We start from the raw sequence: 18,971 nt of genomic DNA, 5'->3' as shown, positions 1-18,971 counted from the left end.
TTCGTTTGCGCAGCTCGGCGTGGCGTTACTTGTTCGCCAGCGGCGAAGTGGTCTTCGCCGCGGGCAGCGCAGGTGCGGGCAGGCGCTGCACCGAGATTTTCGCCGTGCCGGTGTTGTTGCGATAGAATAGATCCGGTGGGCCCTGGATCACCAAGAGCCACGACGGCACCATCGACTGCGGCAAGAGCTGCGGGAAGATCTGCACCGCATCGTTGACGTAGAAGAACAGTTCGCCGGAGTCAGGGGCGATGAACTCGGCGACGATGCGGTCGGTCAGTCCTTCGGTCCGCCAGACCTGCTCCGCAGCCGCGAGCATATCCTGCGGGATCGGCTCGAAATTGCCGAGCGTCTTCAGCTCGCCCTTGAACCGGTCGATATCGTCGAGGCTGACGGGATATTGATTCTGTCCTTCAACATCGTCTTCCGCAGGAAGCGTCGGCTTGGCCCGACGCGGCAACGCGTCAGCCGGGATCACGTTGATCGCCTGCAGGGGAAGCTCAGTCACCCCTTTCGTCCCAATGCGAACCACGGGCTGGAACCAGTTTGCCGCGTACAGACGCAGCTCCGGCAAAGCGATGGTATGACGCAGCCCATGCGTCCGGAAGCCGTTCGCTCCGCTCAAGGTGGTGCGGTCGAACCAGGGCTCCTTGACGTCGATGAAGACGCGATATTTGCGGCCTTTCTCGACCGCGAGCCCGCTCCACCAGCAAAACGTCCTGGTGTCGAACAGCGCGACTGCATCGGTCGGGTCGTCGCGCACCGGCGTGCCGATCTGGGGTGATCCGGCAGCATCCTTGCTTGTGGTGCAGACCTTTCCGAGTGCGACGCGCCCGGTGAACAAGCTGTTCGACAGGATCAGTGCCGCCGAGCCGAAGATCGTGAGCAGGAAGATGGCCGGCACGAGGCCCTTGGTGATGAGGCGGCCTGCCGGTCCGGCATTCGTCCGCATCCAATGGCCGAACCTCAACAGCGGGCCCGGCTCGTCGATGTGGCTCAGGCTCGCCTTGCGACGGGGCGTATTCCAGGCGAGGCGCGCGCGTTCCTGGATGGTGTCACGCAGCTCCGAATTCTTGTTCCAGATCCACCAGGTCAGCGCGCCCACGATCGACGTGATGAACGGATAGTAGACCGCGACGTCGAGCCAGGGCGCCGCATAGGACGGCATCACGTCCCTGACGAGATTGGCGAACGGGGCCACCACGGCGCCCAGCACCCAGTCGATGTTTGCGATGATGGAGATCCCCTCATGGCCCACGGGCTGTTTGGACCATTGCACCAACGGATAAGAGATCCACGGCCAGGCGGCGATCACGCCGACCATGAACAGCAGCGCGAAATAGGCGACGCGCCGCCACCATACGGTGTCACGCGCGAGCGAGGCCATCTCGGCGTCGGGCATGCTCATCGCGGTGAACGCCTCGGCTTCCTTCTGCCGTCGCGATCCCCTGGCCTTCGTCAGATAGGCGCCCTTCATCGCCTCGCGCGTCCCCTGGTCGGTGAGGTCGAGCTTGGTGCCGTCAGGCATCAGCACCCGGGCGTCGGCGGGAAGCATGATCGGCGCGTAGTCGTCGCAGCCGTGCAGCATGCGCTCGACCACGGCGAAATGCACCACAGGCGTGCCGCCGTTGGCCTTGCCCGCCATGACCGGACGCGGGCCGTAGCGATACAGCACCGCCGCACCGCTGCGCGAATCGTGCATCGGCCCGATCGCCGATTGATAGTCCCTGAAGTGCTCGACGGTGCCCTTCTGGAAGCGGAGCTTGTTGCCGAGCTGGTCGGCCATCCAGACCAGCGGAACGAACGACAATGTGCAGTCCGGATAGCCGCCGCCGATGTCGGAATGGACGCCGGCGAACCATACCTCTTTGACCGTCTGATCGGCCGCGAGATGAGACTGGTCAATCCGCAGCGGATGGAAGGTAGTGCGCTCGTCGTCGAGCCCAAGCGCGTGACAGATGTACTTTGCCTTGCGAGAGGGGCGGTGGTTGCGGAACGAGATTGGCCAGATAGCCCAGTCGATCGCAACGCGCAGTTCCTCGATCGGGACGCCGAAGGCCTCGACCGTGTCGAACAGTCCGAGGAAGTCGATATTGACGTCCTTGCGGCCGTTCATCGCCGCGCGGACCGCGGTGTAGGAGCGGTGTCCGAACAGCAAATGATAGAAGTAGAGCACGATGTCCCGAATTAGGCGCGTGATCCAGATCGTCGGCAGGCTTCGCTTCCACGGCACCGTCTCGCGGCGGTATTCGCGCCACGCGGACATGGTGTTTCGCTCCATTTCGGCATGCGAGACGGGCTCGTCGTCGATCACTGCGGGCACCAGACCCTGGCTGGCGATCAGGGCCGCCAGCGTGCGGGCGGTGAAAGCACCGCGGCTGAAGCCGAAGATGTAGATCTCGTCGCCCGGGCGCCAATTCCAGCACAGAAAGCGATAGAGCTTGCGAACGTTGGCCGGCACGCCGATGCCGGTGGCGCCATCAAGCGCGGCGAGCGGCGCCCAGCCGGCGGTGCCGACACCCTTGATGTAATAGGCGATCTGGTCGGGCTGGGTGTGGTCGAGCGCCTCGTAGAGCCGCCAGACGCTGGATTCCTGGGTCGTGAAGGCGTTGCCGGTGCCATCGGCGAACAGCACCAGCTTGCGCGGCACCCGCGCGCCGGGTGTAGTCGCAGTCTGATCTGCATGCGGATGATCCGCTGCTACAGGACTGCCGTGCGGCGTTCCGTCATGGTGAGTCATGGGCCCCTCCGAAATTCTGTCGGGGATGCTTCAAGCCCTGAAGGGCGGCATCCTCTGAATTCAATCGATAGATGCACTATGAAATATTGGATGTATTTTGTCTGAGAACGCGCCGAGGTAGCAACAAGGATCGCGCTGTCTCGCTCGGGCCGTCTATGAACTAGGCCACAGTCGGCAAAAGAAATGCCCGGGCGAGCCCCGGGACCTCTCTTATTTTAATCGCTCTTTCGCCGCAGGTTCGGCCTGACGCCGTCGGCGGCGCGGGGCAAGTGTGCGCGCGCTTATAGCGTCTCCACCTTCGGTGGCGGATAGCGCCGTGCCAGCATCGACAGCGGCAGGCGCCGTTCGTCCATCGGCAGCTCCAGCCAAGCCAGCACCTGCGGCCGTTTCCAGTCGCCGATGCCGAAATCCATGTCGATCCATTTCTGCGGCTCCGGCCCCTCGAGCCCACGAACCCAGACGAGATAGCGGGGCAGGTCGTCGACGTCCGTTCCGGTCGTGGGTCTCCTGGCCATCACATGCTCACTGCATCGACACCTATCCGCCCCAGGATATAGGTACTGGCCCGGCAAAGTCGAACGCGTCGCTGGTGGTCGAGGCCCGAAGGATATGAACGAGACTGTGACCGGCAACTGGGGTGACGGCTCCGAGGTGACGAAGCGGCTGACCGGCTCCTGGTCGTTCAACAGGCTGATCGAGGGGCAGGGGAGCATGCAGGGTCTTGCGACCTTCACGCCGTCCGGCCCGGACGGCCTGGCCTATCGCGAACAGGGACGGTTGAAGCTCCTGACCGGCACAGAACTCGAAGCTGAGCGCGAGTACGTCTTCCACGGGCACGGCCGCGGATTCGACGTCTTCTTCAAGGAGGCCCCGCCGCGGCTCTTCCACACGGTCGAACTGGTTGCGTCCGACGACGGCGCCTTGAACGGAAGCGCCGACCATCTGTGTGGTTTCGACCGTTATCAGTCGACCTACACCTTCCGCCCCGAAGGCAGCTTTGTCATTCGCCACATCGTGTCAGGTCCGCGCAAGGACTACACGATGGTCACGACTTATAGGCGGAAGGCGTGAGGCCTGCTGTCGCTTCGCGACACCCCGAAATTTTTTCGCCGACGCCGATGAGTCTCCGGGGTGCCGAGGGTCTCTATGAGCGATGACGGTGGCCAAACCGGCCTCCGCACCGAACTCGAGATGAAAAGGGCTCGTCATGCTCCTCGAAAACAAGACAGCAGTCATTTACGGCGCCGGCGGGGCCATCGGCGGCGCCGTGGCGCGGACATTCGCCCGCGAAGGGGCCAAAGTCTTCCTCTCCGGCCGCACGCTCGGCAAGGTCGAGCGCGTGGCCAAGGAGATTGTCGCAGCAGGCGGAACAGCAACGGCCTTTCAGGTCGATGCTCTGGACGAAGAGGCCGTGGAAAGCCACGTGGCCACGGTCTTCAAGTCCAGCGGGCGGCTAGATGTGTCTTTCAACGCCATCACGCCGATCCCGCAGCCAGGGACCCAGGGGATCCCGATTGCCCAGCTGTCGGTCGACAGCTTCACCGCGCCGATCACCGCCTACATGCGATCGCACTTCCTGACGGCGCGAGCGGCGGCACGGCGAATGGCCGGGCAAGGCTCCGGTGTGCTGTTGATGCACACCCCTGAACCCGCACGGCTCGGTGCGGCTCTGGTCGGAGGGATGGGTCCCGCCTGGGCGGCGATGGAAGCCTTGAACCGCAACCTGTCCGCCGAATTCGGTGCGAGAGGTGTTCGCGCGATCTGCCTGCGCTCGACCGGCATGCCGGAGACGGAGACAATCGAGGTCGTCTTCGGGCTGCATGCCAGCGCGATGGGCATCCCGCGCGAGCAGTTCCTGGGCTTCATCGAGAGCCTCACGCATCGCAAGCGCTCGAGCAAGCTCTCCGAGGTGGCGGACATGGCGGCCTTCCTGGTCTCCGATCGGGGCAGCGGTATGACCGGAACCGTGGCGAACCTGACCGGCGGGTTGATCGTCGACTGAGCGCGTTCTGCTGCCGGCGATCAGCGACGCCGGGTTTGTAGAGACACTTAAGAGAGAGAAGCCATGAGCTACGAAAAGATCTTCGAATACGATCTCGACATCATGAGTGTGACTGAATACGGCCTGAACATGCAGGCCGTATTAGCGGGACAACAGAGTGTGCCGCTGCACGGCGCTCAATTCGACGTCGCGCTCGCGGGACCGATCAAAGGCCGCATGACGGGCGCGATGCGCGGCATCGACTATTTGCGTGTCCGTGCCGATGGCCGCAGGGAGCTCGATCTCCGCGCGACCATCGAGACCGAGGATGGCAGCCGGATCGCGTTTTCCGCCGACGGCGTCGGGACCCCGCGCGACGGTGAGCCGATCGTCGACCTGGCTGTGAAGATCGACCTCACCACGGCCGCCGCGGCCTATGCCTGGGTCAACGCACGGCCGGCCTGGGGCGCGGGCTACGCGAACCTGGCGACAGGCAAGATCCACATCGACGCGTATCTGCATTGAGATTGGGGCGCGCTTGGGAGATTTGAGCCATGTCGTCGGAAAACGGATTGCTGCAGGGCAAGCGAGTGGTCGTCCTTGGCGCCAGCCGGGGCGTCGGCCGCGAGATCGTACGGCGTGCTGCGGACGAAGGTGCGCATGTCCTGGCGGTCGCCAGGCAGGCGCGCGGTCTTTCCTATCTCGCAAAGGAAATGCGCGTCGACACGCTGGCGCTGGACGCCGCTTCGGAAGCCGCGCCGCAGGAGGTCTTCGCCAGGACGAGGCCCGATCTGCTGGTGATATGCGGCGGGGCGATCCCGCCGGTCCGTCCGATCCCCGAGCTCACCTGGGCCGAATTCGGCGTGAATTGGGAAGTCGACACCAAGATGGCCTTCCTGTTCTGCCGCGAGGCGCTCAACTTGCCGCTTGCGCCGGGCTCGGTCGTGGTCATCATCTCCAGCGGGGCCGGCCTCGGCGGGTCGCCGATCTCGGGCGGCTACGCTGGCGCCAAGCGCATGCAGATGTTCATTGCCCAATACTGTCAGGCCGAATCTGATCGCCGCGAGCTCGGCATCCGTTTCGTCGCGCTCGTCCCCTCCCGTGTCATGCCGGAGACGGAGCTCGGGCAGGCCGCCGTGACCGGCTACGCCCGCTACCTCGGCATTCCCCAGCAGAAGTTCCTCGAGAACATGGGCGCGCGCCAGTCGCCCGCAGATGTCGCCGAGGCGGTGCTCGAAGCCGCGGTCAAGCCGCCGGCTCAGGCAGGGGCGATCTTCACCGTTTCGGCCAATGGCGTCGCCGCGGCAAGCTGAGAGAAGAGCGGGACTGCAGCAATTCAATGGTGTCGCCAAATGGTATCGTCATGAGAGACAGGACGTCGGTCGGTTCTCCAAACGTTGCGCCGCCGAGCCGAGCGGACTTCGCCCGCGTGGCCGAAGCGCATCGCCGCGCGCTCAAGCTGCATTGCTATCGGATGCTGGGATCGCTTCACGAGGCCGAGGACGCGGTCCAGGAGACCATGCTGCGGGCCTGGCGGGGCTTCGACGACTTCGAGGCGCGCGCCTCGATCAAGAACTGGCTCTACCGGATCGCGACGAACGTTGCGCTCAATATGGCGCGCCGTTCGAAGCACGGCCGGACAATGCCCGACCAGCTGGGAGGCCCGTCGACCCAGAGGCCGCAGGGGCGGTCGGATGCGGAAACGCTGTGGATCGAGCCCTATCCCGACGCCGAGCTCGAGAGCCTGCCGGATCCCGCCGGAGGGCCTGACGTCCGCTACGAGCTGCGCGAGTCTGTCCGTTTCGCGTTCATCACCGCCATCCAGCAACTGCCGCCGCGCCAGCGCGCCGTGCTGCTGCTGGCCGACGTCTTGGGCTGGTCAGCGATCGAGGTCGCCGCCGTGCTCGATGCTTCGGTGGCCTCGGTGAACAGCGCCCTGCAACGGGCGCGGGCCAAGCTGGTCACGCTCGACCGTGACGTTCGGCAGGCCCCGACCGCCGATGAGCATCAGCGAAGCCTGCTGGAGCGCTACGTGCTGGCCTGGGAAAGCGCCGACCTGGAGCGGTTCGTCTCGCTGCTGAAGGAAGACGCCGTCTATTCGATGCCTCCCTGGCGAGAGTGGTATCGCGGCCGCTCTTCGATCGCGGATTTCTTCCGGGCCGTCTGGCCCGCCTACCGCGGCTTCAGGCTGGTGCCTGTCGGCGCAAACCTGCAGCCGGCATTCGCCCTCTACTCCCTCGGCGCGGAAAGGCGCTGGAATGCCCATTCCATCCAGCTCCTGGCGCTGGACAAGGATCGGATCGCGGCGATGACGATGTTCATGCAGCCGCTCGCCCCGAAGCTTTTCACTGTGTTCCGGCTGCCGGCGGTGCTGGAGCCCTGACCCGGCTCATTGAGCCGCTTCGCATTGGCCTCCTCCTCCTCGGACGACTTCTGGATGGGATTCCTCGACTGGGCGTTTGATTCTGCTCAAGCGACGATGCCGGTTTCGGGAGAGAGTGAAGTCCGTGTAGCTATGGAACCAAGCCATGTCGTTTGAGCGGGTCCTGCGATGGGGCCTGGTTGCGATTGCAATCGCAGGATTGACCGCGGGTATTCTCGCGCGGGTGGCGGGCCGGCCTGATCTTGCGGATCTTGCGTGGAAACTCGGCACCGCGCCCGTGATCGGCGGACTGGCGGTCTCGATCGTCAGAGATCTTCTGGGCGGTCGCTTCGGAGTGGACGCGATTGCGCTGCTGTCGATGAGCGCGGCGTTGGCGCTCGGCCAGCCGCTTGCTGGCGCCGTGGTTGCGCTGATGTATTCCGGCGGCAACGTGCTGGAGGATATCGCGATCGCGCGGGCGGAGCGTGACCTGCGCTCCCTGGTCGATCGCGCACCGCGGCGGGCACACCGCAAAGGCAACAGCGGGATCGAGGAGGTCCCGATCGAGGCAGTGTCGGTGGGCGAAGAGCTGCTGGTCAGAGCGGGCGAGATCGTGCCGGTCGACGGTATCGTTGGCTCGGCCTCGGCCACCATCGACGAGTCCGCGGTTAGCGGCGAACCCATTCCGGTCGAGAAGACACGCGGCAGCGCAGTTCTTTCCGGTTCGTTGAACGCGGGCGAGACCTTCGACTTGACCGTGACCGCGCCGGCCGGCGAGAGCACCTATGCCGGCATCGTGCGGATGGTGACGGCAGCCCAAACGGCGAAGGCGCCCTTTGTGCGGATGGCCGATCGTTTTGCGCTGGTCCTTCTCCCGGTGACGCTCGCGGTCGCCTTCCTTGCATGGTGGATTTCCGGTGATTTGACGCGCAGCCTTGCTGTGCTGGTGGCGGCGACGCCTTGCCCCCTGATCCTGGCTGCACCAGTCGCCTTCATCGCGGGGGTGGCGCGCGCGGCCCGGCGCGGCATCCTCGCCAAGGGTGGAGGGGCCTTGGAAGCGCTGGCTCGCGCGCACACGGTGCTGTTTGACAAGACCGGCACCCTGACCGTCGGAGGGGCACGGTTGCTTTCTGTCGAGGTCGCTCCCGGGGAAGATCCGGACGAGGTCCTCAGGCTTGCGGCATCGCTCGAGCAGGCCTCGCATCACGTGCTTGCCAAGACCGTCGTCGCTGCAGCCCTCGATCGCCACCTCAAGCTGAAAGCGCCCGAACAAGTCAAGGAAACCATGGGCACCGGCTTGAGCGGCCTGGTCGACGGGCGAAGGGTCACTGCGGGCTCGCGAGAGCTGCTTCGCGCGCATGCCGAATTGTTGCCTTGGGAGCTGCGGGCGATCCGGCGCGCCTCATGGCGCTCGGCCCTGATCGTCTTCGTCGCTGTGAATCGCCGTCCGATCGGAGCGTTGCTGCTGGCCGACGAGTTGCGGGCCGATACGCCGCGAGCGATCCGGCTGCTGCGCGATGCCGGCATCGCGCGAATGGTGATGGTCACGGGCGATCGCGCCGCGGCAGCGCAGGCCATCGGTGCCGCGCTCGACCTCGACGCCGTGCTGGCCGACCGCGTTCCTTCAGACAAGGTCGAGGCAGTCCGCGCGGAGCAGAGGCTGCATCCGACCATCATGGTCGGCGATGGCATCAATGACGCCCCGGCACTGGCCGTGGCCGATATCGGGGTCGCGCTCGGCGCGCGCGGCGCGACCGCGTCGTCCGAGGCCGCCGATGTAGTGATCTTGGCCGACCGGCTCGATCGCGTCGGCGAGGCGATCATGATTGCGCAGCGAGCACGACGCATCGCCCTGCAAAGCATTGTTGTCGGCATGGGGTTGTCATTGGTGGCAATGGTCGCTGCAACCGTTGGCTGGCTCAATCCCGTGCCCGCGGCCATCGTCCAGGAGATCATCGACGTTGCGGTCATTCTGAACGCATTGCGGGCGCTCACTCCGGCCCTTGCCAGGGGCGGTGCACGCATCAGCGCGGAGCAGGGGCTGGCATTGCATCACGATCATCTGGCCCTCTTCAAGGACCTCGACCGGGTGCGCAGAATCGTCGATGCATTGGATGATGCGACGCCCGAATCCGCTGCGGCGCTGATAGTGGAGGCCCAGCGCCTTGTTCAGAGCAGCGTCGTGATGCATGAGCGCGAGGACGAGGACAGCGTCTATCCGAAGCTTGCGGAGGTGCTCCGCGAACGCCACGGCCTTTCTGCCATGAGCCGCGCCCATCGGGAGATTCTGCACCTGACAAGGCTGCTCGATCGGATCGTGGAGGATCTGCCGTCGGAGAAGGTCGATCGCTATCTTGTCCGGGATGCCCAACGGGTGATCGAGGCGATCGAAACGCTGGTGCGCATGCACACTGCTCAGGAGGAGGACATTTACGAAGCCGTGGCGGCTCAGACGGCAGCTTGAGTTCGCCATTCACGCGACGGCCCCGAAGCAAAGCAGGGCTACGGCCGTCTCAATTCCTTTGTTCGGAATAACGAAATTCGTCGTGAAACGCTATTGTTCTTACTTATATTTTCAGGATGGTGCGCCATTCAGAACTAAATTGCGAACTCTTATATAGTTGAAATCACCATGTAATTGCATTCAATCAGACATTGCTCTTTTGCTCTCTAAGCCCTCACCCGGACGCAACCGAGAAGATGTCTTTGCATGCGCTCCCTTGGGGAGTTCATCGACGGCCTTCGGGGGGCGGATGCTGCACCTTATTGAAGCCGATCCAAAATAGCGTTTCCCGACGGAAGCGACCCTGCTCGGCGGGAAGACCTCAGATCCATCTAGCGTGCCCTTGGAGTGATTTAGGTTGCCCGTCGACAGAGCGAACGTAAACCCGCTACCCCGCTACCCCACTACAATGCCTGCAAAGCTCATCAGGGAGCTGCGAGCAGCGGCGTCGATTTGAAATCTTGACTCTGGGCAGTTTTTTGTCAGGCTACAATTTTAGGGCGAATTCTAAAAAGTTCCTTTGAAGCGTGCGTTTGGGGGCAAGGCCGTGTTGACGATAAGCCTGCTCGGGTCCAGCCGAGTCGCGAGTGACCACGAACATATCTGGGCTGAACTCGGACCAGCCGGGCGGCGGATGGCCGGTTTTCTCTTCACTTTTCCCGATCGCCCACATCGCCGCGAAAGAATGATCGACCTGTTTTGGCCGGACCTCGACGCAGAGAGAGGGCGCCGGGCCATGAACTCGGCGGTCTGGCGCCTGCGGAAACTGCTCGCGTCGTCTCGCGAGTGCGAAAAGGATAACAATCTCAGGACCGTGGGCCTTGAGACGATCCTGGAGAAGTGCGCGTGGCTCGACGTCGATACCTGGGCTCTCCTTCACGCCGCCCAGACGACGCTCGGCGGCTCCGTGGCTGACCTCGACACGCGCAGGATCAAGGAGATACTGACCGTCCTGTACCGGTATGAGGGTCCCTTCCTGGATGGAGAGGAGGCCGATTGGGTTCTGGAGGAACGTGAGCGGCTTCATTCCATGTTCGTCCAGGCCGCCCTCACCCTCGTCCGGCATCTTGGACAGCAGGAGCGTCATCACGAGGCCATTCAGCTCGCGCGTCACGCACTCCGCTTCGATCCCTACAGGGAAGAGTTGGTTCGATACCTCCTGATCGTGCTCGCGCTCGACGAGCGGCGCAATGACGCCATTCGATATTATGATCATTGGATCGGCCTGATCAGGAAAGAGCTTGGGATTTCGCCGCTTCCGGCCACACGGGCGACCATCGAAGAGATCAAGAACCTGCACGATGCCGAAACCTTGCAGCATTTGCGCGCGCGGTTGTTCGGCACCGATGGACGACAGCGCTTCCTGAGCTGAGCTCACTCTCACTGCCCAGAGCATCATACGTACTTGCTGCGACCGGGTCGCCGGCGCTGCCCGCGCGGCTGCAAGTCATGCCGTGATCTCACCGTGATCGGCAGACCATCTCTGCGCGAGCCATCCGCGGGCGAGCCGAGATCGGACACCTGGCGATCCCGAGATCATCGCCGGATCGTTCCGAGTTCGGACCATGCCATCGTCACGGCATGAGCTTGCAAAGACCACCGTTTGATCCGGTTTTCATCCTGCGATTCTGGCGGGAGGCGCTCGACGGCAGCGGCTCGGCTCGCTGGCGGGTGCAGGTCCGCAACATCAACACGGGTCGCCGCGACGTCGTCGACGACGTCCAGAGCGCCTTCACGATCGTCACTGCCAATTTGAACGCTGCCGAGGAGAAATACGAGCGCTCCGAGGAGCCGAGAACCGGGACATCTGGCGATGATTTTGACGACAAGTCACTCTGCTAAGACGGGGGCGTGGATGCGCTACGTTGCGAGGTGGGCGGCGTGTATCGCGATGGCGCTGTTTTCTGCCGGCTGCGACCTGAGCTCCAACCAGGGCGTCGGCACCAAGCTCTATCCCGCCGATGTTGCGGCGCAGACCGACCTGCAGAACGCCTACGTTGCCGCGATCTGCCAGCAAGCCGGAATCGTGCCGACGGCTTTCGATGGTGTGACGAGTTGCGGCCCCGATCCCTATGATGCGAAAACATGGTGGCTGTTCGTCCAGGCCGGCATGAACGATATCGACCAGCGCTGCGATGCCTATCTGGCCTGGCTCGACGATGCGCAGCGCACGCGCGAGCCGGTGCTCAACGAACTGGCTCTCGCCAGCGCGACCGCGCAGACGATCATGCTGGCGAGCGGGGTGGGCGCCAACCCGATCACCATCGTCGGTGCCGCTTTCGGGCTCGCGGCCGGTACTTTCACCAACGTCCAGTCGCGCCTGATCCTCACCATGCCGCACTCGACGATTCAGGCGGTCGTGCTCAGCCGGCAGAAGGAATACCGGGACCGGCTGATGGGTACGGCGTCGACCAAGGCGGTCGCCATCATCAGCAGGCCGAATGCCCTTTATGCGCTGCGCTCCTATCTGCGCCTGTGCATGCCGATGACGATCGAGACCGAGATCAACAACACCATCGCCACGTTCGAGCGCAACGGTGCCGACGGGCTGCAAAAGGACTCGTTGATTTCACCCCGGAGCGCGGGCGTGCCATTCACGCCGACGAGCGTGGTGAAGAAGCCGGACCGCCCTTTCAACCCGCCGCGCGCTGAGTTCGATCAATTCTTTGCCGAGAAAGGTGCGCTGAGCAACGAGGACGAGCAATTCGCTCTGAATGGGCTTTGTCTCGACAAGAACACCAAGAGCGGCCTGCCCCAGACAAAACTGATCCAGATGCTCATCGACATCTACGAGGCGACGCGGAGCACGCCGAAGCCGACGGTCAATCGTATCATCGACAAGACCGAGCGGCTTGCGATCATCAGCCAGCCGGACTGCGGCGACGCGATGAATTTCTTCGAGAAGTTCACCTTCGCCAATACGACGGTGCAGGACGTCAACGGCAACAATCCCAGTGCCGGCAACCTGAGCGCTTTCATAGACCTGCTGAACGTCTCGGGGCCCAGCGCGCCCCTTCTAAACACGACCAAGCTTGGTGCGCCGGCGTTGCGCACCAAGATCGCGCTGGTTCGCACAGAGTTGGGACAAGTTGATCTGGTGGCTTCAGCAACCACCCAGGCGACCCCGGCCTTGGTGGCCAGGCTCGTAAAGCTGCAAAGAGACAAAGCAGCCGCAACCGCGGCTCCGGCTGCGACTCCAAATGCGGCTTCAAGTCCAAATCCAGATCCGAATGCGGCTCCCGCTGCGCCTCCGAAACATTGATGAAGGTCAGCCATGACAGTTTATCTGGTTAAAGGTTTCCCCGACCTGCTCGATAAGCCCGGCGGCAAGGCCATCGATGGCTTGACCGGAAACATGACCGTCGTCGGCACCGGAAACGTCTCGGGCGACTTTATCGAAGTCAAGGTCGACGATGCGGATGAAACCGGCTGGGTTGCGAAAGAAAGCCTGGCCGTGAAGGGGCGAGACATTATGAGCGAAGCGGCCTTCGTTCGCGAATGCCTCGTCGCGGAGCGCGCCGTCAACGCGCTGGACCAGACCGCGCCCTGGTTCGTCTCGGCCGACTATGTGATTGCACGGGCGATCTTCGAAACCCAGGATACCGGCCACAAGATGGTGAATGTTGGCCCCAAGATTCCCGGATCGGATGGCGTCGGTCCATGCCAGATCAGCACGGCCGAATGGCAGCGCTTCCTCGATAATGGCGGCACGCTTGCGGCCGGCTTCGGGACGGGGAGCGTGGATGATGCTCTGTCCCAGGCCTGGGGCGCGGCCTTCACGATGTTCACGGACGCCAAGGCGATCACCCAGGCGAAGCGGAACGCCGGCCAGGGCAGCGACACCGAGCCGCCGCTGCCGAGCTATCTGGAAATCTTCCTCGCCTATCTGACCGCCAGCCCGAAAGCGGCGATCATGCTCGCTGCGGCGGCCGCGACGCCGGCGGATATGGGCCAGGATCCGGCGGCTGCGGCGCCGGCAGCCGGGTCCGACGGTACCCTCAAGCTCAATGATTTTCTCAAGAGCAAGGCGGGCCTCGCCGACGACCAGATTGCGGCCCTGTTCAAGGCGCGCCCCGGTCTGACGGGAACGAACGACGCCAACGCCAAGACCGTTACGGATTTCGTCAACGGCGTCAGCACGAGATTCGCCCAGGGGCTGAGCGACGCCTTCGATCTCATCAACAAGAACGCGCCGGAGACGATTGTCGCGGTCCTCGGCTCCGGCAAGGCGCCGTGGTTGGATGTTGCCAGGCAAGAACAGGCCAAGAATATCAAGGAGGGCGTCGGAAATAGCGACGCCAGGATCCTCGAATATTTCAAGTCGATCAGTTTCCCGACCGACACGTCGCAGACACCCTGGTGCGCGGCCTTCGTCTCATTTTGCATGAAGACCTGCAACAATCCGGTCGCCGCCGCCAGCGTACCGAAAAATAATCCGGCAACGGCCTCATCGTGGAAGAGCTGGGGCGATCCGCTGCCGATCAACGCCAGCAATACGCCACCGGGCGCGGTCGTGGTGCTGGCGCCGACGGAGAAGCACGACACCACCGGTCACGTCGGCTTCTACGTCAGGGGCGACACCAACACGATCACGCTGCTGGGCGGCAACCAGTCGGATCAGGTGAAGGAGAGCACCTTTGCGCGCTCGCGCGTCGCGGCGATCCGCTGGCTCGACGTGGCAGGGGCCACTGCCACCGGACCTGTTGCCGTCGGCAACATCAACCTCCCCAAGGATTTCGGTCCCGATCAGAGGAAGAACGCCGATATCATCATGAATGCCTTTGCCGCCGCCGGCTTCGATCGGATCCATCAGATCACGGCGGTTGCCAATGCATGGAAAGAATCGACCCTCAAGGCCGACGCGAGAACCAACAATTCGATCGAAGACAGCGTCGGGCTGTTCCAGCTCAACATGCGAAAGGGTCTCGGGGTTGGTCATCAGCTGCCCGACCTCCTCGATGCGAAAAAGAACACCGATATCATCATCGGCGTTTGCAAAAAGGTGCCCAGCTTCGTCAAGGCGACAAACCTCGAGCAAGCCGTGACCGCCTTCGTGCGCTTCGTCGAAATTCCGGCGAATCAAACCGCAGAGATCGCCGACCGGCTGCACAAGGCCAATTCACTGATGGCCTGATGCAGGGTCCCCGTCGACCTGGAGAGAAAAATGGACGTCACCCCATCCACGAGCGTCATCCAAGCGCTGCTTAACGGCAGCGTGTCGAATCTCGCGAATCTCGTCACAGCCATCGGCGCGCTCGGTGGCGCGTCCATGGGATTGGTCGACACGACAAAGATGTTTCGCGGCGGACCGTCCAATTTCGGGTTCGGCTTCATCGAAGACGGGCTCGCCCCATTCCTGGATGCGATCGCCTCGAACGCGGCGCCCTTCGGCAAGCACGCGATCCTGCGAACCCTGAAAGGCGACTGGTTGAACGGCGCGGCCAAGCCTGACCAGAAGGCCAAGGCCAAATCGCTCATTCAGCTCAGCTTGTCGCCGGCCAATGCAGCGGCGCTCGCCAATGTCGCGGCGGTCGATGCCGGCGCGTTGCTGTCGGCGGCACAGAAGAAGGCCGACGGGGGGGCCGCCGCGGCCGAAAACACCGGTGCTCTCGCGCAGTTCGAATCCGTGCTCACGGCCGTGATCGATGAAGCCTATGAGCGCGGCGATCAGAAATATCGCAACGCCGCAAAGACTCTCGCCATGGGGACGTCGGTCGTGCTGAGCGAAATCGCCGGCATGTCAATCTGGGGACACTCGCAGGAGAACCTGATCTTCTTCCTGGTCACCGGCCTGATCGCAACACCGCTGGCCCCGATCGCCAAGGACGTCGCGAGCGCGCTTCAGACGGCGGCAACTACTGCAGGCGTCCTCAAGAAGTGACGGCAAAGGCAGGGCTTGTATCAGCGCGCGGCGGCGGTGCTAGCTAACAAACGGCCATCTCGCGCGACCGCACCATCCGCAGCATCGGCTCAAATGACAATATCAGGGCAACGCTCGGCCCGAACGGCGAACCGAAAACCCCGGTTCGTAAATCTGTTCAGGAATGGTGCCCCTGGCCGGAATCGAACCAGCACTCCTTGCGGAACTCGATTTTGAGTCGAGCGCGTCTACCAGTTCCGCCACAGGGGCCCTCGGTCGGCCCCTCCGGAAGGAGGGCGTCGCGAAGCCGGCGGACTATAGCCATGGGAAAGGCGGGGTCAACCCGCGCCAAAGTGATCCCCGCCGTTCTCGACAGGCGCTTGGGCCGGGGTTAGAGGCTTAAATCCAAGCCCCTAGCCGGAGAGGCCACCGTGACGACCCAGAGTGCCGCAATACCTGCGTTTCGCCCCGCCGTCGGCGGCTCCGCGCTGACTGCTTCGCTGGCCGTCACCCTGATCGCTGCAGCCACGATCGCGGGCGCCTGGTTCTTCCAGCTGGTCCTGGAGATCCTGCCCTGTCCGCTCTGCCTCGAGCAGCGCTATGCCTATTATCTTGCGATCCCGCTCGGGGCGCTCACCGCGCTTGCGGCACGGAGCGGCGCGCCGCGGCCATGGCTGCTGGCAGGGCTCGCGGTCCTCACCCTGGCGACGCTCGCCAATGCCGGTCTGGGCACCTATCACTCGGGCGTCGAATGGGGGTTCTGGAAGGGACCGACCGATTGCTCGGGCCCGGTCATCAATCTCGGCAGTGCCGGCGATCTCTTGTCCAGGCTCGACACCGTCAAGGTCGTGCGCTGCGACGAGGTGCAGTGGCGCTTCCTCGGCCTCTCGCTCGCCGGCTACAACGTTCTGATCTCGCTGCTGATGTCCGCAATCGCCGCCTGGGGCTTCGTGCGGACGGCGCAGCGAGCATGATCCGGAAAAGTGTGAAGCGCTTTTCCGAAAAGATCATGCTCAAACAAAGAGCCTAGATCGCGCTCGCGCCTTCGTGCTGGAAGCCGAGATAGCTTGCCGCCACCCGTTCGTTCGCCGCGATGTCGCTGGCCTTGCCGCTCAGGACGAACTCGCCGAGCTCCATCACGTAAGCCTGGTCCGCGATCTTCAGCGCGGCCTGCGCGTTCTGCTCCACCAGTAGCACGGAGACGCCGCTGGCCTTGAGCTCGGTGACGATGCGGAAAATGTCGGCGACGATGATCGGCGCAAGGCCGAGGCTCGGCTCGTCCAGCATCAGCAGCTTCGGTTCGCCCATCAGCGCGCGCCCCATCGCCAGCATCTGCTGCTCGCCCCCGGACAGGGTGCCGGCGAGCTGCTTGCGGCGCTCTTTGAGGCGCGGAAACAGCGTGTAGATCCGCTCGATCGAGGCCTTGGCCCGGCTCTTCTCGATACGGAAGGCGCCGAGCTCGAGATTGTCCTCGACATTCATGGTGACGAACAATTCGCGATGTTCAGGCACGAGGCCGAGGCCCATCGCGACGCGATCCTCGATGTCGAGCCGGGCGAGGTCCCGTCCCGCGAAGGCGACGCGGCCCTTCAGCGGCAGGATGCCCATGATCGCCGACAGCAGCGTGGTCTTGCCGGCGCCGTTGGCGCCGACGATGGTGACGATCTCGTTCTCGCCGACCTCGAGCGAGACCGAGCGCACGGCCTCGACCTTGCCATAGGCGACATGCGCGTCGGTGACTGACAACAGCGCGCTCATGCCGCCACTCCGAGATAGGCCTTGATCACTTCGGGATTGGTCTTGATCGTGGCGGGCGTGCCTTCGGCGATCTTGGTGCCGAAGTCGAGCACGACGATACGGTCGGCGAGGTTCATCACAAAGCCCATGTCGTGCTCGACCAGAAGCACGGACATGCCGCCGTCGCGCAAGTCGCGCAGCAGCTTGGCGAGCTGCTGCTTCTCCATGTGGCGCAGGCCCGCGGCTGGCTCGTCGAGCAGCAGCAGCATCGGGTCGACGCACAATGCCCGCGCGATCTCGACGATGCGTTGCTGGCCCAGCGACAGCGATCCTGCGAGCTGATGCATCTGCTCGGCGAGGCCGACGCGTTCGATCTGGCGGGCGGCCTCGGCGAGCAGCTTGGCTTCATCGGCGCGGTCGAGCCGCAGCATCGAAGAAAGGGGTCCCGAGTGGCCGCGCAGATGGGCGCCGATCGCGACATTCTCCAGCACGGTCATATCGGGCACCAGCTTGACGTGCTGGAAAGTCCTGCTGATGCCGAGCTTGACGATCTCCTGCGGCGGCGCGCGATCGACCTTCCTGCCGAGCACCGAGATCGACCCTGACGTCGCCGACAGCACGCCGGTGATCAGGTTGAAAGTGGTGCTCTTGCCGGCACCGTTCGGTCCGATCAGCGCGACGATCTCGCGGGCCTGGACGTCGAAGGAGACGTTGTTGACCGCAACGACGCCGCCGAACTGCTTTCGCGCTTTTTCGACCTGGAGCAGGATGCTGGACTGGCCGGACGCGCGCGGACGCTGCTCCAGCTTCAGTGAGGTATCGGGCTTCCTTCCGCCGGACCTTTCGGGCAGGAACGACATCAGCCAGGGCCAGACGCCGCCGGGCGCAAGCTGGAGCAGCGCCACCAGCATGATGCCGAACACGATGGTCTCGACCTGGCCGGAGCCGGGCACGATCAGCGGCAGATAGCTCTGCAGCACCTCCTTCAGGATCACCACGATCGCCGCGCCCAGCACGCCGCCCCAGACATAGCCGGCACCGCCGACCACCGCGATGAAGAGATATTCGATGCCGGCCTGCGCCCCGAACGGCGTCGGGTTCACCGCGCGCTGCAGATGGGCATAGAGCCAGCCGGAGAGGCCGGCGAGCACGGCGGCGTGGATGAAGACCAGCAGCTTGGCGCGCGGCGTGTGCACGCCAAAGGCCTCGGCGGCGACATGGCCGCGCCGCAGCGCACGGATGGCGCGGCCGGTGCGGGAATCCAGCAGGTTCATCGTCAGCAGCGCCGAGAGGGTCACCGCGACCCAGATCGCAAAATAGATCGAGCCCGGTGAGAGCATCTTGAACGAGCCGATCGACAGCGGCGGGATCGCCGAGATGCCGTCGTTGCGCCCCAGGAACTCCAGCTTGCTGAACAGGTAGAACAGGCCGAGGCCCCAGGCCAGCGTGCCGAGCGGCAGATAATGGCCGGAGAGGCGGACCGTGACGAGGCCGAGCAGCACCGCCAACAGGCCGCTGATCAGCAGCGACAGCGGCAAGGTCAGCCAGGGCGACAGGCCGTAGGCCGTCGTCAGCAGCGCCGTGGTGTAGGCGCCGAAGCCGACAAAGGCGGCCTGGCCGAACGAGGTGAGGCCGCCGACGCCGGTCAGCAGCACGAGGCCCATCGCGACCAGCGCAGAAAGGCCGATATTGTCGAGCAGCACGATCCAGAACGGTGGCATGCCCGGAATGAACGGGATCGCCGCCATGACAAGTGCGAAGACAAGAATGGGAAGCCGGCTCTGCATCTTC

The 18,971-nt window shown here is 64.0% G+C and carries 16 protein-coding genes and 1 tRNA gene; 12 read left to right on the top strand and 5 right to left on the bottom strand.

Annotated features, from left to right (window positions below; all coding sequences use genetic code 11):
- Positions 1-25: 25 nt before the first annotated feature.
- Both L6637_RS18380 and L6637_RS18375 read right to left on the bottom strand, forming a co-directional pair.
- A complete protein-coding gene (locus tag L6637_RS18380) occupies positions 26-2,737 on the bottom strand; it encodes a DUF2235 domain-containing protein (RefSeq protein ID WP_237863183.1) in 2,712 nt (903 codons plus the stop codon).
- Between the two features lie 281 nt (positions 2,738-3,018).
- On the bottom strand, positions 3,019-3,252 hold the full coding sequence (locus L6637_RS18375) for a hypothetical protein (protein WP_237863182.1): 234 nt from the start codon (positions 3,250-3,252) through the stop codon (positions 3,019-3,021).
- A 94-nt stretch (positions 3,253-3,346) separates the two neighbouring features.
- Between L6637_RS18375 and L6637_RS18370 the strand changes: the two genes are divergently transcribed.
- The 11 genes from L6637_RS18370 to L6637_RS18320 all read left to right on the top strand — a co-directional run bounded on the left by L6637_RS18370 (position 3,347) and on the right by L6637_RS18320 (position 15,464).
- Positions 3,347-3,808 (top strand): DUF6314 family protein, encoded by a 462-nt coding sequence (locus L6637_RS18370; RefSeq protein ID WP_237863181.1) that lies wholly within the window; start codon positions 3,347-3,349, stop codon positions 3,806-3,808.
- A 136-nt stretch (positions 3,809-3,944) separates the two neighbouring features.
- The gene (locus tag L6637_RS18365) at positions 3,945-4,739 is read left to right on the top strand and encodes an SDR family NAD(P)-dependent oxidoreductase (RefSeq protein WP_237863180.1); all 795 of its coding nucleotides are present in this window, start codon (positions 3,945-3,947) and stop codon (positions 4,737-4,739) included.
- A gap of 63 nt (positions 4,740-4,802) precedes the next feature.
- Positions 4,803-5,243, top strand: coding sequence for a DUF3237 family protein (locus L6637_RS18360; RefSeq protein ID WP_237863179.1), 441 nt, complete (start codon positions 4,803-4,805; stop codon positions 5,241-5,243).
- A gap of 29 nt (positions 5,244-5,272) precedes the next feature.
- Positions 5,273-6,031, top strand: a complete 759-nt coding sequence (locus L6637_RS18355; RefSeq protein WP_237863178.1) for an SDR family NAD(P)-dependent oxidoreductase — start codon at positions 5,273-5,275, stop codon at positions 6,029-6,031.
- A 26-nt stretch (positions 6,032-6,057) separates the two neighbouring features.
- Positions 6,058-7,101 carry a sigma-70 family RNA polymerase sigma factor gene (locus L6637_RS18350; RefSeq protein WP_333909390.1) on the top strand — a complete coding sequence of 348 codons (1,044 nt, stop codon included), beginning with the start codon at positions 6,058-6,060 and terminating at the stop codon, positions 7,099-7,101.
- Between the two features lie 145 nt (positions 7,102-7,246).
- A complete protein-coding gene (locus tag L6637_RS18345; protein WP_237863176.1) occupies positions 7,247-9,544 on the top strand; it encodes a heavy metal translocating P-type ATPase in 2,298 nt (765 codons plus the stop codon).
- Between the two features lie 673 nt (positions 9,545-10,217).
- On the top strand, positions 10,218-10,955 hold the full coding sequence (locus L6637_RS18340; protein WP_237863175.1) for an AfsR/SARP family transcriptional regulator: 738 nt from the start codon (positions 10,218-10,220) through the stop codon (positions 10,953-10,955).
- 209 nt (positions 10,956-11,164) lie between these two features.
- Entirely contained in the window at positions 11,165-11,425 is a 261-nt protein-coding gene (locus L6637_RS18335) for a hypothetical protein (protein WP_237871674.1), read from the top strand.
- A gap of 49 nt (positions 11,426-11,474) precedes the next feature.
- Positions 11,475-12,845 carry a hypothetical protein gene (locus L6637_RS18330; protein ID WP_237871656.1) on the top strand — a complete coding sequence of 457 codons (1,371 nt, stop codon included), beginning with the start codon at positions 11,475-11,477 and terminating at the stop codon, positions 12,843-12,845.
- A gap of 12 nt (positions 12,846-12,857) precedes the next feature.
- A complete protein-coding gene (locus L6637_RS18325; protein WP_237863172.1) occupies positions 12,858-14,717 on the top strand; it encodes a TIGR02594 family protein in 1,860 nt (619 codons plus the stop codon).
- Between the two features lie 30 nt (positions 14,718-14,747).
- Positions 14,748-15,464, top strand: coding sequence for a hypothetical protein (locus L6637_RS18320; RefSeq protein WP_237863171.1), 717 nt, complete (start codon positions 14,748-14,750; stop codon positions 15,462-15,464).
- A 164-nt stretch (positions 15,465-15,628) separates the two neighbouring features.
- Here the strand turns inward: L6637_RS18320 and L6637_RS18315 are convergent.
- Positions 15,629-15,713 (bottom strand) — tRNA-Leu (locus tag L6637_RS18315).
- Positions 15,714-15,874: 161 nt separating this feature from the next.
- Here L6637_RS18315 and L6637_RS18310 point away from each other — a divergent pair.
- Positions 15,875-16,417 (top strand): disulfide bond formation protein B, encoded by a 543-nt coding sequence (locus L6637_RS18310; RefSeq protein ID WP_237863164.1) that lies wholly within the window; start codon positions 15,875-15,877, stop codon positions 16,415-16,417.
- Positions 16,418-16,469: 52 nt separating this feature from the next.
- On the opposite strand, the gene L6637_RS18305 is transcribed toward L6637_RS18310, so the two are convergent.
- Both L6637_RS18305 and L6637_RS18300 read right to left on the bottom strand, forming a co-directional pair.
- Positions 16,470-17,201: an ABC transporter ATP-binding protein gene (locus L6637_RS18305; RefSeq protein ID WP_237863163.1), complete on the bottom strand. Its 732-nt coding sequence runs from the start codon at positions 17,199-17,201 to the stop codon at positions 16,470-16,472.
- Positions 17,198-18,967, bottom strand: coding sequence for a branched-chain amino acid ABC transporter ATP-binding protein/permease (locus L6637_RS18300; RefSeq protein ID WP_237863162.1), 1,770 nt, complete (start codon positions 18,965-18,967; stop codon positions 17,198-17,200). Before L6637_RS18300 ends, L6637_RS18305 begins: the two co-directional genes overlap by 4 nt.
- Positions 18,968-18,971 lie beyond the last annotated feature (4 nt).

The sequence above is a fragment of the Bradyrhizobium zhengyangense genome, assembly GCF_022012435.1.
Classification (GTDB): domain Bacteria; phylum Pseudomonadota; class Alphaproteobacteria; order Rhizobiales; family Xanthobacteraceae; genus Bradyrhizobium; species Bradyrhizobium zhengyangense.
This window is presented reverse-complemented; position numbering and strand designations above follow the sequence as displayed.

Bases quoted from the DNA above. Each gene is read 5' to 3' on its own strand.
- L6637_RS18330 (WP_237871656.1), top strand. From the start codon at position 11,475: ATGGCGCTGTTTTCTGCCGGCTGCGACCTGAGCTCCAACCAGGGCGTC.
- L6637_RS18365 (WP_237863180.1), top strand. From the start codon at position 3,945: ATGCTCCTCGAAAACAAGACAGCAGTCATTTACGGCGCCGGCGGGGCC.
- L6637_RS18300 (WP_237863162.1), bottom strand. From the start codon at position 18,967: ATGCAGAGCCGGCTTCCCATTCTTGTCTTCGCACTTGTCATGGCGGCG.
- L6637_RS18355 (WP_237863178.1), top strand. From the start codon at position 5,273: ATGTCGTCGGAAAACGGATTGCTGCAGGGCAAGCGAGTGGTCGTCCTT.
- L6637_RS18360 (WP_237863179.1), top strand. From the start codon at position 4,803: ATGAGCTACGAAAAGATCTTCGAATACGATCTCGACATCATGAGTGTG.
- L6637_RS18345 (WP_237863176.1), top strand. From the start codon at position 7,247: ATGTCGTTTGAGCGGGTCCTGCGATGGGGCCTGGTTGCGATTGCAATC.
- L6637_RS18375 (WP_237863182.1), bottom strand. From the start codon at position 3,252: ATGGCCAGGAGACCCACGACCGGAACGGACGTCGACGACCTGCCCCGC.
- L6637_RS18370 (WP_237863181.1), top strand. From the start codon at position 3,347: ATGAACGAGACTGTGACCGGCAACTGGGGTGACGGCTCCGAGGTGACG.
- L6637_RS18325 (WP_237863172.1), top strand. From the start codon at position 12,858: ATGACAGTTTATCTGGTTAAAGGTTTCCCCGACCTGCTCGATAAGCCC.
- L6637_RS18335 (WP_237871674.1), top strand. From the start codon at position 11,165: ATGAGCTTGCAAAGACCACCGTTTGATCCGGTTTTCATCCTGCGATTC.
- L6637_RS18350 (WP_333909390.1), top strand. From the start codon at position 6,058: ATGGTGTCGCCAAATGGTATCGTCATGAGAGACAGGACGTCGGTCGGT.
- L6637_RS18305 (WP_237863163.1), bottom strand. From the start codon at position 17,201: ATGAGCGCGCTGTTGTCAGTCACCGACGCGCATGTCGCCTATGGCAAG.
- L6637_RS18340 (WP_237863175.1), top strand. From the start codon at position 10,218: ATGGCCGGTTTTCTCTTCACTTTTCCCGATCGCCCACATCGCCGCGAA.
- L6637_RS18320 (WP_237863171.1), top strand. From the start codon at position 14,748: ATGGACGTCACCCCATCCACGAGCGTCATCCAAGCGCTGCTTAACGGC.
- L6637_RS18380 (WP_237863183.1), bottom strand. From the start codon at position 2,737: ATGACTCACCATGACGGAACGCCGCACGGCAGTCCTGTAGCAGCGGAT.